The organism is Bacillus sp. MHSD_36 (assembly GCF_030757775.1).
Taxonomy (GTDB): Bacteria; Bacillota; Bacilli; order Bacillales; family Bacillaceae_G; genus Bacillus_A.
The window spans coordinates 786,564-799,655 of record NZ_JAVBIS010000002.1; the positions used below are offsets into that span (position 1 = coordinate 786,564).

At 34.8% G+C, this 13,092-nt stretch carries 18 protein-coding genes; 4 read left to right on the forward strand and 14 right to left on the reverse strand.

Annotation, left to right across the window (positions count from 1 at the left end; genetic code table 11):
- Positions 1–166: 166 nt before the first annotated feature.
- Positions 167–1,480, reverse strand: coding sequence for a CBS domain-containing protein (locus Q9B79_RS12185; protein WP_000201587.1), 1,314 nt, complete (start codon positions 1,478–1,480; stop codon positions 167–169).
- A 244-nt stretch (positions 1,481–1,724) separates the two neighbouring features.
- Between Q9B79_RS12185 and Q9B79_RS12190 the strand changes: the two genes are divergently transcribed.
- Positions 1,725–1,886: a hypothetical protein gene (locus Q9B79_RS12190; RefSeq protein ID WP_000976301.1), complete on the forward strand. Its 162-nt coding sequence runs from the start codon at positions 1,725–1,727 to the stop codon at positions 1,884–1,886.
- A 40-nt stretch (positions 1,887–1,926) separates the two neighbouring features.
- Here the strand turns inward: Q9B79_RS12190 and Q9B79_RS12195 are convergent, their stop codons facing one another.
- Positions 1,927–2,610, reverse strand: a complete 684-nt coding sequence (locus tag Q9B79_RS12195; protein ID WP_098200059.1) for a metal-dependent hydrolase — start codon at positions 2,608–2,610, stop codon at positions 1,927–1,929.
- A gap of 148 nt (positions 2,611–2,758) precedes the next feature.
- On the opposite strand from Q9B79_RS12195, the gene pepQ reads away from it, so the two are divergent.
- The gene (pepQ, locus tag Q9B79_RS12200) at positions 2,759–3,856 is read left to right on the forward strand and encodes a Xaa-Pro dipeptidase (RefSeq protein WP_306184511.1); all 1,098 of its coding nucleotides are present in this window, start codon (positions 2,759–2,761) and stop codon (positions 3,854–3,856) included.
- 30 nt (positions 3,857–3,886) lie between these two features.
- Here the strand turns inward: pepQ and Q9B79_RS12205 are convergent, their stop codons facing one another.
- Positions 3,887–4,252 carry a DUF3221 domain-containing protein gene (locus Q9B79_RS12205; RefSeq protein WP_306184512.1) on the reverse strand — a complete coding sequence of 122 codons (366 nt, stop codon included), beginning with the start codon at positions 4,250–4,252 and terminating at the stop codon, positions 3,887–3,889.
- Between the two features lie 20 nt (positions 4,253–4,272).
- The gene (locus Q9B79_RS12210; protein ID WP_306184513.1) at positions 4,273–4,647 is read right to left on the reverse strand and encodes a hypothetical protein; all 375 of its coding nucleotides are present in this window, start codon (positions 4,645–4,647) and stop codon (positions 4,273–4,275) included.
- A gap of 92 nt (positions 4,648–4,739) precedes the next feature.
- Here Q9B79_RS12210 and Q9B79_RS12215 point away from each other — a divergent pair, with 92 nt between their 5' ends.
- Positions 4,740–5,567: a DUF2785 domain-containing protein gene (locus Q9B79_RS12215; protein ID WP_306184514.1), complete on the forward strand. Its 828-nt coding sequence runs from the start codon at positions 4,740–4,742 to the stop codon at positions 5,565–5,567.
- 14 nt (positions 5,568–5,581) lie between these two features.
- Here Q9B79_RS12215 and Q9B79_RS12220 read toward each other — a convergent pair whose 3' ends face one another.
- The 9 genes from Q9B79_RS12220 to Q9B79_RS12260 all read right to left on the reverse strand — a co-directional run bounded on the left by Q9B79_RS12220 (position 5,582) and on the right by Q9B79_RS12260 (position 11,655).
- Positions 5,582–5,788 carry a hypothetical protein gene (locus Q9B79_RS12220; protein WP_001248905.1) on the reverse strand — a complete coding sequence of 69 codons (207 nt, stop codon included), beginning with the start codon at positions 5,786–5,788 and terminating at the stop codon, positions 5,582–5,584.
- Between the two features lie 63 nt (positions 5,789–5,851).
- Positions 5,852–6,865: an anti sigma factor C-terminal domain-containing protein gene (locus tag Q9B79_RS12225; protein WP_306184518.1), complete on the reverse strand. Its 1,014-nt coding sequence runs from the start codon at positions 6,863–6,865 to the stop codon at positions 5,852–5,854.
- Positions 6,846–7,355 carry an RNA polymerase sigma factor gene (locus tag Q9B79_RS12230; protein WP_306184520.1) on the reverse strand — a complete coding sequence of 170 codons (510 nt, stop codon included), beginning with the start codon at positions 7,353–7,355 and terminating at the stop codon, positions 6,846–6,848. Before Q9B79_RS12230 ends, Q9B79_RS12225 begins: the two co-directional genes overlap by 20 nt.
- A gap of 123 nt (positions 7,356–7,478) precedes the next feature.
- Positions 7,479–7,823 carry a DUF6176 family protein gene (locus Q9B79_RS12235; RefSeq protein ID WP_306184522.1) on the reverse strand — a complete coding sequence of 115 codons (345 nt, stop codon included), beginning with the start codon at positions 7,821–7,823 and terminating at the stop codon, positions 7,479–7,481.
- 2 nt (positions 7,824–7,825) lie between these two features.
- Positions 7,826–8,614: a GNAT family N-acetyltransferase gene (locus tag Q9B79_RS12240; RefSeq protein ID WP_306184524.1), complete on the reverse strand. Its 789-nt coding sequence runs from the start codon at positions 8,612–8,614 to the stop codon at positions 7,826–7,828.
- A complete protein-coding gene (locus Q9B79_RS12245) occupies positions 8,611–8,943 on the reverse strand; it encodes a cupin domain-containing protein (protein WP_306184526.1) in 333 nt (110 codons plus the stop codon). The genes Q9B79_RS12240 and Q9B79_RS12245 overlap by 4 nt, the downstream gene beginning before the upstream one ends.
- 44 nt (positions 8,944–8,987) lie before the next feature.
- Complete coding sequence (locus Q9B79_RS12250; protein WP_306184528.1) at positions 8,988–9,410, reverse strand: hypothetical protein; 423 nt, start codon at positions 9,408–9,410, stop codon at positions 8,988–8,990.
- A 139-nt stretch (positions 9,411–9,549) separates the two neighbouring features.
- Positions 9,550–10,683: an alanine dehydrogenase gene (gene ald, locus Q9B79_RS12255; RefSeq protein ID WP_001219405.1), complete on the reverse strand. Its 1,134-nt coding sequence runs from the start codon at positions 10,681–10,683 to the stop codon at positions 9,550–9,552.
- 213 nt (positions 10,684–10,896) lie between these two features.
- Positions 10,897–11,655 (reverse strand): SDR family oxidoreductase, encoded by a 759-nt coding sequence (locus Q9B79_RS12260; RefSeq protein WP_306184530.1) that lies wholly within the window; start codon positions 11,653–11,655, stop codon positions 10,897–10,899.
- Between the two features lie 181 nt (positions 11,656–11,836).
- Here Q9B79_RS12260 and Q9B79_RS12265 point away from each other — a divergent pair, with 181 nt between their 5' ends.
- Positions 11,837–12,295: a universal stress protein gene (locus Q9B79_RS12265; protein WP_001066672.1), complete on the forward strand. Its 459-nt coding sequence runs from the start codon at positions 11,837–11,839 to the stop codon at positions 12,293–12,295.
- A gap of 41 nt (positions 12,296–12,336) precedes the next feature.
- On the opposite strand, the gene Q9B79_RS12270 is transcribed toward Q9B79_RS12265, so the two are convergent.
- Positions 12,337–13,032: a hypothetical protein gene (locus Q9B79_RS12270; RefSeq protein ID WP_306184533.1), complete on the reverse strand. Its 696-nt coding sequence runs from the start codon at positions 13,030–13,032 to the stop codon at positions 12,337–12,339.
- Between the last annotated feature and the right edge of the window lie 60 nt (positions 13,033–13,092).

Here is a 13,092-nt window from a genome sequence, read left to right on the forward strand (position 1 = left end):
TCAAATGATTGCGCCCTTCTATTTATAAATATGAAACAGAACGTAATTTAACTTTTTCTTTTGCAATTCAAAACATAATAGATTCAATTGATAACTAAATTTTAAAAAGCCCTACTGTATCTTCTAAAAAAAAATGGAACAAACCAAAGCGGCTTGCTCCATCTTTTTATTTATCGATCAATTGCACCATAAGTAATGCTTTCCCAACAACATTACCTTCATGATGTACTTCTACATCAACCTTACCAAATTTACGTCCAATTTCTAATACTTTCGGATGAACAGATACAACGTTGTCAATTTGAACTGGTTTTACGAAATAAATTGTTAAATTCTCAACAATTAAATCGCTCTTCTTTTGCGCACGAATAACGCGATTCGTTGCTTCCGTCACAATCGTTGCAAATACACCGTAAGATAGCGTTCCGATTGAATTCGTCATTTGCGGTGTCACTGAAAATTGATATAAGTGTTCATTTTTCGCTTCTTTCGGCGTCATAAATTGATTCGTTACAATATCATCGATTGTTTCACCGACTTGCGGTTGACGCTGAATCATTTGCAACGCCTGAAGTACATCTTGACGGCTAATAATACCTTGCAACTTATTTCCTTCATCAACAACAGGAAGTAACTCAATACCTTCCCATACCATCATACGTGCCGCAGCTGCGACAGACATTTTTCCATTTACCGTAATTGGATGCCTTGTCATTACTTTATCAATTGGTGTTTCTTTTGCAACACCAATCATATCCTTAGAAGTCACAATACCTAATACCTTTTTATTTTCATCAACAATTGGATACCTTCCGTGCATCGTCTCTTCGTTATATGCATGCCATTGCTGCACTGTATCATTTGGTTTTAAATATAACGTTTCTTCAATTGGCGTTAAAATATCTTCAACGAGTACAATTTCTTTCTTAATCAGCTGATCGTAAATTGCACGGTTAATTAACGTTGCAACTGTAAATGTATCGTAACTACTTGAAATAATCGGCAGTTTTAATTCATCTGCTAATTTCTTCACATGATCTTCCGTATCAAATCCGCCCGTAATTAACACCGCAGCTCCAGTTTCTAACGCTAATTGATGTGCGTTCGTACGATTACCGACAATAAGTAAGTTTCCAGCTTCTGTATAGCGCATCATCGCTTCTAATTTCATTGCCCCGATTACAAATTTATTTAACGTTTTATGTAGTCCTTCTCTGCCTCCAAGTACTTGACCATCGACAATGTTAACGACTTCTGCATATGTCAGCTTTTCAATATTCTCTTTCTTCTTTTGTTCAATTCGAATTGTTCCGACACGTTCAATCGTACTAACATACCCTTTATTTTCTGCATCTTTAATTGCACGGTAAGCTGTACCTTCACTTACACTCAAATCTTTTGCAATTTGCCTTACAGAAATTTTATGGCCTACTGGCAGGCTATTAATATGTTCTAAAATTTGGTTATGCTTGGTAGCCAAATGGTTTCACCATACTTTCTTTTCCCTAAATTCTTCATGTGTTGTATTTTCAGTATACTATATTTTCAAAACTGTTACACTCTCTCTTTGTATATCTGTACTATTTTTTTTATAACAAAATACGCCTTACATTATACTACTTCTTCTATTACAACAATGTAATGGTATTGTCATCTCGTTCGATAGTTTGTCCAGCCACTTCCATATACAATGAAGACAAGAAATGAAACAAAGGAGCGGATACATGATGAAAAAATTATTAGAAGTTGTAGGTGCTGTATTTTTAGCTTTCGTAGACGGGAAAAAGGTTGCAATGGAATTGAATGAAACACCTGAACAGCCACTTCCAAAAAGAAAAGAATCATCAAAACAAGTACAACCTTTAAAGGCTGTCCTACACACGTAAAAAACCCTTCACTTGTCTTTTCAAATGAAGGGTTTCTTTTCTATAGTGTAATACTTTCTCCAGCTTCTAATACTTTCCCTGTACAATTTTGTAGCTTTTCTACAAATTGATATGGATCTTGTTCAATTACTGGGAACGTATTGTAATGCATCGGTACAACAGTTTTCGCCTGAACCCATTTTGCTGCTAAAACAGCATCTTCTGGTCCCATTGTGAAATTATCACCAATTGGTAAAAATGCTACATCAATATTATTTAGTTCCCCAATTAATTTCATATCAGAGAATAGAGCAGTATCCCCTGCATGATACACAGTTTTTTCTTCTGCTGTAAATAAAATACCCGCTGGCATACCTGTATATGTAATCGTCTTATTTTCTTCATCAATATAACTAGAGCCGTGGAATGCTTGTGTAAACTTCACTTTTCCGAAGTCAAATTCATGGGAACCACCAATATGCATCGGATGTGTTTTTACACCTTGCCAACTTAAAAATGTCGCTAGTTCAAATGGTGCTACAACAACTGCATTATTTTTCTTCGCAAGCTCCACTGTATCTCCAACATGATCGCCATGACCATGCGATAAAAGAATCGCATCTACTTTTACATCTTCAGCCTTTAAATCTGTTTTTGGATTTCCTGTTAAAAACGGATCAATTAAAATAACTTTTCCATTCGTTTCAATCTTTACAACTGAATGCCCATGATAAGATACTTTCATTATTACATTCCTCCCTATTCACATTCTCACTTTTTATTCTACATGATTTTTCAATTTCCTGTCTTTTCTAACATCTATTTACTTGTCATAACGCTTTCTTCCGAGTTAAAGTTATATTTGTAATTAAATATCTCGGGGGTGCCAATCGATGAATGCTAGATTAGAAAATTTAATGCAATGGCTAAAAGAAAAAAACGTAGAGGCTGCGTTCTTAACTTCTACACCAAACGTCTTCTACATGACAAACTTCCACTGTGAACCACATGAAAGACTTCTTGGTATGTTTGTATTCCAAGAAAAAGAGCCTATTTTAATTTGCCCTAAAATGGAAGAAGGCCAAGCACGTAACGCTGGCTGGGCACATGAAATCATCGGATTTACTGATACTGACAGACCATGGGATATGATTGCAAAAGCAATTAAAGACCGCGGTATTAATGCAAATGCAGTTGCAATTGAAAAAGAACATTTAAACGTAGAGCGTTACGAAGAATTAGCAAAACTATTCCCAAATGCAGCTTTCACATCAGCCGAGGAAAAAGTTCGTGAACTTCGTTTAATTAAAGATGAAAAAGAACTTTCTATTTTACGCGAAGCAGCAAAAATGGCAGACTATGCTGTTGAAGTTGGTGTAAATGCAATTAAAGAAGATCGTAGCGAACTAGAAGTATTAGCAATTATTGAACACGAATTAAAAACAAAAGGCATACATAAAATGTCATTTGATACGATGGTATTAGCAGGTGCAAACTCTGCTCTTCCACACGGTATTCCAGGTGCAAACAAAATGAAACGCGGCGATTTCGTACTATTTGATTTAGGCGTAATCATTGATGGTTATTGCTCTGACATTACACGTACAGTAGCATTCGGCGACATTTCTGAAGAACAAACTCGTATTTATAACACTGTACTTGCTGGACAACTACAAGCAGTTGAAGCATGTAAACCAGGTGTTACACTTGGCGCAATCGACAAAGCTGCTCGTTCTGTTATCGCAGATGCAGGTTACGGCGATTTCTTCCCGCACCGCCTTGGTCACGGACTTGGAATTAGCGTACACGAATATCCAGATGTAAAAGCTGGTAACGAGTCTCCATTAAAAGAAGGTATGGTCTTCACAATCGAGCCAGGTATTTACGTACCAAACGTAGGTGGCGTTCGTATTGAAGATGATATTTATATCACAAAAGACGGATCAGAAATTTTAACGAAGTTCCCGAAAGAATTACAATTTGTGAAATAAGAAAAAAGGCAGCGTGATGGCTGCCTTTTTCTATTTCTCTACTACTTCAAACTTCTCTACCATCATTTTTGCTGGATAACTTTCAAGTGTTTGAGAAGACCATACTTTTATTTTATCCCCTGTTTTTAGTTTATTATATGCATCTTTAACCTTAAAACTCAGAACTATATGTGATGGATACTCTTTATTCATTTGTTGTTCTATATAATTTTGTAACTCTACTTTCGTTTCAAACGTTTTATCACTGACGAAAAATACCGTATCATTTTTTACTATGACATACCCTTCTTCAGGTACTTTTTTTACTACTACTTGCTCTACTTGTTTTGTAGTGCACGCTGATAATATGATCAAAAATACACTTAAAAACATTAATTTTTTCATATGCCTATTCATTTTTAACTCCTTACTCTAGGCTATTTCAAATTTAACACCATCTTCTCCTCATACTTATCATCCCGTTTAATCACAACCTCTATCGGTTCATCTTTAGATAAAGGCGCACAACTTACACAAGATGATTTCATTTCAATCTTTGCTCCTTTATGATTTTCTAACGTTTGTGTCATTGTGCTAAAGGCTCCATTAATAGTAATCTCTAAATTTTTAAATTCTGTATTCCCATCTCCGCCCTTATACTGAAACGTAAACACTCCATCTTCACTGTCGTCCTTAATATGCCCCTTATATTGTCCCGTCCAACTTTTGCTCTCGCTAGAAAAAGTAACATACCAAATCGAACAACTCCCTAAAAAGAAAATACTAATGAAAAAGAATAATGCTCTCTTCATCATGCCCTCCATTCAAAAGCGCTTATTTATTGTCTATTTCTTCCTCTTATTATACTATTAAAATACAGAATTTTCTAAAATAGGAGGTTTATATGTTACAAGAACAGTTAGAAGAAATTCGTAATAATAATTACGTAATCAATAATGTCCTCAATATCGATTCTCTAAGTTCCAGTATGCTGGAGCATATCGGGGATACTGATAGCTATTTAAGGGATAAACTTATCTACTCTACTTTTTATCACCTAATCAAGAAGGACTATATTTCACACACACACTTACGGAAACTATTATTAGAAAGTATCAGTGACAAATATTTATTGTATAAGATTCATTCGGATGACGAAGATGCGGTATTTACCCGCGCATTTACAACATTATTAATTGCACTCATTATTGATGCCGATACAAATCATAATTTCTTATCACAGGCTGATCTTTTATATGCAAAAGATCAATTAGTTCTATATATGAACAACGAGCATGATTTCCGCGGATATGTGCAAGACCATGGCTGGGCACATAGTATCGCTCACGCTTCTGATACATTTGAGGCGCTTGTTCGTAGTCCTAAACTGGAAACTTTATATTACGAAGAAATATTACAAACTTTATTAAACAAAGTTTGTGTCCATTCTATTTACTACAAATATAAAGAAGACGAACGCCTCGTTTATCCGATTGTCGCAATGCTACAAAATGGTCTAAAGGAAGAGGTACTCCTATTAGCCCTTCATGAATTAGTAGCTCAATTACCCGTCAAAAAACAGACATTACATACTGAATCGTACGAGTACCTATACGGAAATATAAAATCTTTCTTACGTAGCCTATTTTTCAGATTACGTACACTGTCTATATGTAAAGAAACAGAACGCAAAATTGAAAAATTGCTGCAAGACCTTCCAAAATATTATTAAAAAAAGAAGGCCACTTAGAAAGTGCCTTCTTCTATTTCACTAATATTTAATTGAAATTTCACGATCCAAACTGAGAAAAGGTGGACAAGAAGCGCAAACGCCATACATGCTCCGCTTAAAAAAGTTAGTATAGGATGCGAATACACGTGCCCTAATCCATAGGATATCGCCACGAAAAACATAGTTATATAAATATAAATTGCTCCATGTATTTGCCTCATATAAACCTCCTTTTCACATAGTATACCATAAATTTTCTGATTATTCACATTAATAGACTGTAATTAATATTTCTCAACTGTTACACCTCTAACAGCAGCCTTAATATATGGTGCTCCTTGTAAACTTTGTAAATCCTCTGTTTTTCCTGTTACGACTACACCGTATATTGGTAGGTCTTTTGGTTCGGTATTTTTTATTTCTTTATAATATTGTTCAAAATAATCACTTGGTATACCTTCACTATTTTTTGCTAAATACTTCATTTGGTATAGAAACTCTTTTGAGTTTATTGTTACATCGTTTTTCACATCTTCTTTTACTTTTGCATAACTTCCTTCAAATCCAAAAACATTTTTAGCCATTTCCGCATTTAATATTGCGCCATTTTTAGGATCTTTTAACCCTACATAAGAATCACTTTTCTGTTCATTATATGTATCTACCCAAAACCAAACTGGCTGTACACTTTTCGGAAGCATCTCAGTAATTTGTTCAGCTGTATACGATTTATCAAAAGATAAGGCTACTTCTGCAACTTTATTTTGTAAATCCCCAATATTTTTCAGGTCATCTACATAATTTTTATAAGTAACGAAAGGTAAATAAAACCTCATTTCCCTTTGCATTGTTTGCACATTATAATCTGGTATCGTAACAGTCTCTTCACCTCTTTTTTCCTCATCTAAACTAACAAGCTCACCATTGTAGTGTTTCATACTATAATCCCATATACCAGATTCGTATATATCATTTACCCATTTCACTGGTTGACCGGCTATATTTTTATAAGAGTTATATATTACTGTACTTCCTGTCATACCAAGGCTTAAATACATACTTCCGCTGAAACGGATATTAGGCCCTTGAACCATATGTAGTGCATTCATTTCTCTTTCCATTTTTCTAAACGTTTGCTGAGAAAAGTAAGCTGCTCCCAAAAACAAACTTACTATAACAATAATGGACGCACAAATAGAAATAAGCCAATTCCTCCAAATTTGCTTCCGCTTCGCTCTCTTCATCAAAACTTTCATCTGCTTATCATCCATATTCAAATCAAAGTCCTTCCGACTCATCGTTTCTCCTCCTATACATTTTTTTAAATTGATTTCTTGCACGGTACAAACTTGTTTTCACTGTTTCTTCTTTCATACTTAATAAAATGGAAATTTCCTTATAAGATAGTTCATATTCATATTTCAACAGTAAAATATGACGATAATCCTCCGTCATCGTCTCCAATGTTTCTTGTACCTCACCTTGTAATTCACTTATTAAAAGCACTTCATCTAATGACTTTTGACCAATAAGAACGACAGATTCAATCGCAATGGGATTTAGTCTTTTTTCTTTCCGGTGTAAATCTCGGTGTTGATTGATTGCGACTCTAAATAGCCACGGTGTTAAATGCTCTAACGGTATTTCCTCCATAAGCAATAAAGCTTTATACAACGTATCTTGTACAATATCTTCTGCTTCTTTTCTATTTGCTCCAATCTTAATTAAGTATCCAAACACAGCTTTTGACTTCTCTATTAATAACGATTCAAATGTATCATGGCTCATCTAGCTCTCCTTTCTATATACTCAACGTTTGAGAGCGTAAAATGTATACAGCTTTTCTATAATTTTTTTCAAAATAAAAAAGCACATCCATTTTGATGTGCTTCTCTCAAAAATACTATTCTATTATTTCATCGCTTCTTTCACAACATCTTGAATCATAACGACTTCTGTTTTCATATCAACAGACGGTGCTTCTTCATCAATACATTCATACCAAAACTCCAAATGCTTTTTATCAATTTCATGATGAGAATTTCCGACAAGAGCCCCGCCTTCCCCTTGCACAGAATACCAATATAAGTGCTCTTCTCCATCTCTTATTTCCCGGAAAATTGTCTCAACGTACATCTTTTCGTCGTTTAATGTCAAAAGCACTTCTTTCATATTGTCATTAAGAAGCTGCATCCATTCATCTACACGATGACTTTTACCAGGCTTCACTTTAAATCTCGTTAATTCCACATTCATTTTTATTCCCCCATTTTCTTACGCACAAATAAACTATATTCTATCGGATTATGAAAACTTAATTTGTTAGCTAATTTTTGAGAAGAAATATTATCTACATAACAATCCCAGCACGGTGTAATATCATTTTGCATGCAATGTTCAATGAACCGTGTTGCAACAGCTTGGGCTAATCCTTTTCCTTGATATGCTTCATGCGTCACAATATCAATTTCAGCAAATCCATTCCCGTTAAATATCGAAACACATTCAGCTACAATCATCCCATCTTGTTCTATACAAAACCCAAAGCCATTATTTAAAAATGCCTCAGTTGATCCCCAATATTCTTTATAATACGCCTCTGTAAATTCATTACTTCGTTCTATATCACTTTTATCAATACGCTTCACTTCATATGTATTTTTGTTTGCATCTCGTTTTCTCTCTTCAAAGGTTACGCTTTGAAACTTCATTCGTGGAATGTTCCGAAGCACATTACTAAAACGCTCTTCAACCATCATTTCCCACTCGTCACTCGAAGAGAACAATGTAAATCTCTTCTCTGTTTTTTCAATAGCCTTTTTTATAAAAGAAAATAAATCTTCGTTGTAATTTTGATCATCAGTATGACCAAATAAATAATAAATGCCATTCGCTGTACGAATTATTCCTGCTGTTAACTTCTCGTTTACAAAAACATCACCATCTATCACTTGATCACATACCGCATAAGCAAACGTCGTCGTTTTTGTATGGCTTTCTAAAATCGGAAGGATTTTTCTATACTCGGCTACAGATAATTTTTTCATAATTGCTCCACTTTAATCGTATCCGCCTCTATATGTTCAAAACAAAGATTTACCGTTCTCTTTAATGCTCTCGTTCTATGAATCCTGCATGCTGGAATTAAGATAGAATCATTCGGCTTTAATACCGCTGTTTCTCCATCTTCAAAATCAATAAGTAATTCTCCCTCTAACACAATAAATAATTCATCTGAATTAGAATGATAGTGCCAATCATATTCACCAGTAAATACAGCGATTCGTAAGCAATGACTATTTATATTTGAAACGACGAAGTTTTTATGTTGATCTTGAATGTCCTTTGTTAATTCTATTAAGTTCACAGTTTCCATATTCCGTCTCACCCTTTCATTAGTCGTTCTTCTGAAAAACTAACTTAGTCTCCACCACCTCCGCAATCTCCTCCACCATCACTTGAGCTGCTACAATCGTTGCTACTGTAGTCACCGAATCCACTTGATGAGCTTGAATTGGATGAAGATTTTCCGCTTCTTTTTCTATCTTTTTTACTTTCATGACTAGGCCAAACCTTATCAAATAATATAAAGAATAAGATTCCTTCTACCATAACAAGCATAACGCCAAAAATACCTTCAATAACATTAGGGGTTATCCCCAAACTTTTAACCATCCCACATAAAAACACACAAAAAATTACATACAAGAACATACAAATATACCGAAATACTTTTTCTATCATAAGGACTACTTTTTTTGAAAGAGGTATGTTCTGTTCCTGTTTTCTCTTCATATACTTTTGTCTCTTAACTTGCTTTTTCTTCCTCTTTTTGCTCCCCATTGAATCTCCTCTTTTTGTTATATAATTCTAAATTATCATAATAAAAATCGATTTACACCAATAAATAACAATTATTCACATGTTATTTCTCCATAAAAAAAGACCCTCCTCATAAAGGAAGGTCTCGAATGTATTTCTATTATGATAAAGCAGGAGCTTTTTCAAGAAGTTCTTTCGCATCAGCGTATTGTAAGCCGTGCGCTTCTGCAACTGCTTCGAATGTTACATATCCGTCTAATGTGTTAATACCTTTTAGTAATGCAGTGTTACCTAGGCAAGCATCTTTGTAGCCTTTGTTCGCAATTTGTACTGCATATGGTACTGTTACGTTTGTTAATGCAAGAGTTGATGTACGTGGAACCGCACCTGGCATATTAGCAACTGCATAATGAACAACACCATGTTTTTCGTAAGTTGGGTTGTCATGAGTTGTAATACGGTCAGTTGTTTCGAAAATACCACCTTGGTCAATCGCGATATCTACAACGACAGAACCTGGTTCCATTGATTGAATCATTTCTTCTGTTACAAGTTTTGGCGCTTTTGCACCTGGAATTAATACTGCACCAATTACAAGGTCAGATTCTTTTACAGCTTCTGCAATGTTGTATGGATTAGACATTAACGTTTTTACTTGGTTACCGAAAATATCATCTAGTTGACGAAGACGTTCTGCACTTAAGTCGATGATTGTTACATCTGCACCTAAACCTACTGCGATCTTCGCTGCGTTTGTACCAGCTTGACCACCGCCAATAATTGTTACTTTGCCGCGTTTTACCCCTGGAACGCCTGCAAGTAAAATACCTTTACCACCTTTGTTTTTCTCAAGGAATTGTGCACCGATTTGTGCAGACATACGACCAGCTACTTCACTCATAGGTGCAAGTAATGGTAGTGAACGATTGTCTAATTGTACTGTTTCATATGCAATTGATACAACTTTGTTATCAATTAATGCTTTCGTTAATTCTGGCTCTGGAGCTAAGTGTAAGTATGTGAATAAAATTAAACCTTCACGGAAATAGCCGTATTCACTTGCAACTGGCTCTTTTACCTTCATAACCATATCTTGATTCCATGCTTCTTCAGCAGTTTCAACAAGTTTCGCACCAGCTTGTACGTATTCTTCATCTGTAAAGCCAGATCCTAAACCTGCTCCTTTTTGAACAAAAACTTCATGACCATTTTGTACTAAATGTACCGCTCCCGCTGGCGTCATTGCCACGCGGTTTTCATTGTTTTTAATTTCTGTTGGAATACCGATACGCATTATTAGTTCCCCCTTGAGTTATGAAATGACCCCTGAATCATTTTTTAAAGCGCTTTCTACGCTCTTATATTTTAACATAATATTTCAATATTTGACAAAAAATAATACAAGTTTTCCGATAGATTTAATCTTACATGAAAGGACAGTATTATCCGCACCTCTTTGCATACAGGATAAACTGTCCAATTATTAGAAACTTCACTTTATTTTGCTCTATCGATGTCTATGAATAACATCTACTGCACCAGTTACTTCAATAATTGTGCCAGTAATCATATCGGAATCGTCTTCACATAAAAACGAAATCGTTCTTGCGATATCTTCACCCGTTCCAGATCTACCAATTGGTGTGTTATGTTCTTTCAACTGACGTGCTTCTTGAATTGTCGCTTCTTTCATTTCACCAATAATATCACCAGGACATACCATATTTGCAGTAATACCATATTCTGCTTCTTCATAAGCAACTGTTTTCGTCAATGAAACAAGTCCTACTTTCGCTGCTGCAAAAGCCGAACGATAAATCCATCCCGGTGCGCTATCTGCCCCTTGGAATCCGTAATTAATAATACGGCCAAAGTTCTGTTTTCTCATAATTGGAACGACAAGTTTCAACAAATGAAACACCGCTGTTAAATTACCCTGAATCATTTCATTCCATTCGTCTTCTTCATAATCGACTAACTTTTTACGTTCAAATACATATGGACCAGCATTATTAATTAAAAAGTCAATTTTGCCAAAACGGCTTATCGCCTCTTCTACTATTTTATGTAAATCTTCTTTTTTCGTGACATCCGCTTGCACGAATTGTAGACGCTCTTCCATATTTTTATATGTTTCTTTCATCTTTTTCATAGCAGCTATATCGCTATGATATGTTACTGTTACTGAATAGCCTTTAGCCAATAACTTTTCTGTTACTTGCTTTCCTAAACCTTTCGTACCGGCTGTAATGAGCGCGTGTCTCACAAACATGCCCTCCTTTTAAATTGCTATAGTTCATATGTAACAAGTTCTCTCACCAATTACAACTAAAATGAATTGAAACAGAGTTTTCGAAATTCTGTAACGTTTCTGGCAAGCACATTACCAAAATTTGTTTTATAATAAAGTTGTAAACGGTAATAAAAATGATTGGGAGGAATTTACTATGAATAATACATATACAAATATTTTAATCGCGGTGGATGGTTCTAAAGAAGCAGAAAAAGCCTTTAAAAAAGCAATTCAAGTCGCAAAACGCAACAATGCAACATTAACAATTGCTCATATCGTTGATGTAAAAGCATACTCAGCAGTAGAAGCTTATAGCCGTGCAATTGCTGAACGTGCAAATCTATTTGCAGAAGACTTATTAGAAGACTACAAAAAAACTGCGCTTGAAGCTGGCCTTGAAAAAATTGAGACTGTATTAGAATTTGGTAATCCTAAATCTAAAATTTCAAAAGAAATCGCTCCAAACCATAAAGTAGATTTAATTATGTGTGGTGCAACTGGTTTAAATGCTGTTGAGCGTTTCCTAATTGGTAGCGTCTCTGAACATATTATTCGCTATGCGAAATGCGATGTCCTTGTTGTTCGTGGTGATGAGGAGCAAGGTGATCTTTAATTTATAAATAAAACACCAAGTCTACATGGGCTTGGTGTTTTTTATTTTACATATTTTACTATAAACACAAGACAAGCCACAATAACAATAGTAATTGCTAATACATAAGGTGGAAGAAATTTTAAAGACCATAATGCCATCATAATCGTCGCTACCGTTAAATAAGATTGCTTTGCATCTTTTGTCATTTTTTTACGAAGGAAGAATACATACAAATAACCGATTGGCGGTGTGATAAAGCAAAGAACATATATGATTTTAGATTTTAAATACCATTTTTGTTCTCCGAGTTTCTTTATGTCTTCTTCTATTCTCTTATGCTCTCGTTCTCTCGCTTCTTCTACAAGTGGATCTTCCTCTTCTCCTCTCTTTTCTTTCATATAAGGAAGAAAATGCATGAAAAAATAATATGCAAATACGAACGCTCCAAATCCAATATTTAATCTTTCTAATGGGATATTCTCACTAAAAAAAGTAGCAGCAATCGCTAAAGTAAAACAATACGTCGTCATCCAAAAGGAACGTTTTCTCTTTTTTCGTTCCATTTCATTTTTATCTTGTACATGTTTTCTTTTCGAAAGCCATATTGAAATACAGCAATCTACTATAAATAGAGTAAAGATAAATATCCCAACATGTACTGTTTCTACATCCTCAAATGAAAAGATGTTTGGGAATGCAGCGTGTAATACGATTAGCGTGTACAAAATTACCCCTATAAAATAAATACGCCTCATTTTCCATTCCTTTCTTATTTCCTAACATTACATTAACATACATTTTTTAGAAATAGACGG

What these genes read in the sequence shown, in the direction of transcription:
- Q9B79_RS12265 (WP_001066672.1), top strand. Translation starts at nt 11,837, where the DNA reads ATGAATAATACATATACAAATATTTTAATCGCGGTGGATGGTTCTAAA.
- Q9B79_RS12225 (WP_306184518.1), bottom strand. Translation starts at nt 6,865, where the DNA reads ATGAGTCGGAAGGACTTTGATTTGAATATGGATGATAAGCAGATGAAA.
- pepQ (WP_306184511.1), top strand. Translation starts at nt 2,759, where the DNA reads ATGAATGCTAGATTAGAAAATTTAATGCAATGGCTAAAAGAAAAAAAC.
- Q9B79_RS12235 (WP_306184522.1), bottom strand. Translation starts at nt 7,823, where the DNA reads ATGAATGTGGAATTAACGAGATTTAAAGTGAAGCCTGGTAAAAGTCAT.
- Q9B79_RS12195 (WP_098200059.1), bottom strand. Translation starts at nt 2,610, where the DNA reads ATGAAAGTATCTTATCATGGGCATTCAGTTGTAAAGATTGAAACGAAT.
- Q9B79_RS12240 (WP_306184524.1), bottom strand. Translation starts at nt 8,614, where the DNA reads ATGAAAAAATTATCTGTAGCCGAGTATAGAAAAATCCTTCCGATTTTA.
- Q9B79_RS12205 (WP_306184512.1), bottom strand. Translation starts at nt 4,252, where the DNA reads ATGAATAGGCATATGAAAAAATTAATGTTTTTAAGTGTATTTTTGATC.
- Q9B79_RS12230 (WP_306184520.1), bottom strand. Translation starts at nt 7,355, where the DNA reads ATGAGCCATGATACATTTGAATCGTTATTAATAGAGAAGTCAAAAGCT.
- Q9B79_RS12270 (WP_306184533.1), bottom strand. Translation starts at nt 13,032, where the DNA reads ATGAGGCGTATTTATTTTATAGGGGTAATTTTGTACACGCTAATCGTA.
- Q9B79_RS12220 (WP_001248905.1), bottom strand. Translation starts at nt 5,788, where the DNA reads ATGAGGCAAATACATGGAGCAATTTATATTTATATAACTATGTTTTTC.
- Q9B79_RS12215 (WP_306184514.1), top strand. Translation starts at nt 4,740, where the DNA reads ATGTTACAAGAACAGTTAGAAGAAATTCGTAATAATAATTACGTAATC.
- Q9B79_RS12210 (WP_306184513.1), bottom strand. Translation starts at nt 4,647, where the DNA reads ATGAAGAGAGCATTATTCTTTTTCATTAGTATTTTCTTTTTAGGGAGT.
- Q9B79_RS12190 (WP_000976301.1), top strand. Translation starts at nt 1,725, where the DNA reads ATGATGAAAAAATTATTAGAAGTTGTAGGTGCTGTATTTTTAGCTTTC.
- Q9B79_RS12245 (WP_306184526.1), bottom strand. Translation starts at nt 8,943, where the DNA reads ATGGAAACTGTGAACTTAATAGAATTAACAAAGGACATTCAAGATCAA.
- Q9B79_RS12250 (WP_306184528.1), bottom strand. Translation starts at nt 9,410, where the DNA reads ATGGGGAGCAAAAAGAGGAAGAAAAAGCAAGTTAAGAGACAAAAGTAT.
- ald (WP_001219405.1), bottom strand. Translation starts at nt 10,683, where the DNA reads ATGCGTATCGGTATTCCAACAGAAATTAAAAACAATGAAAACCGCGTG.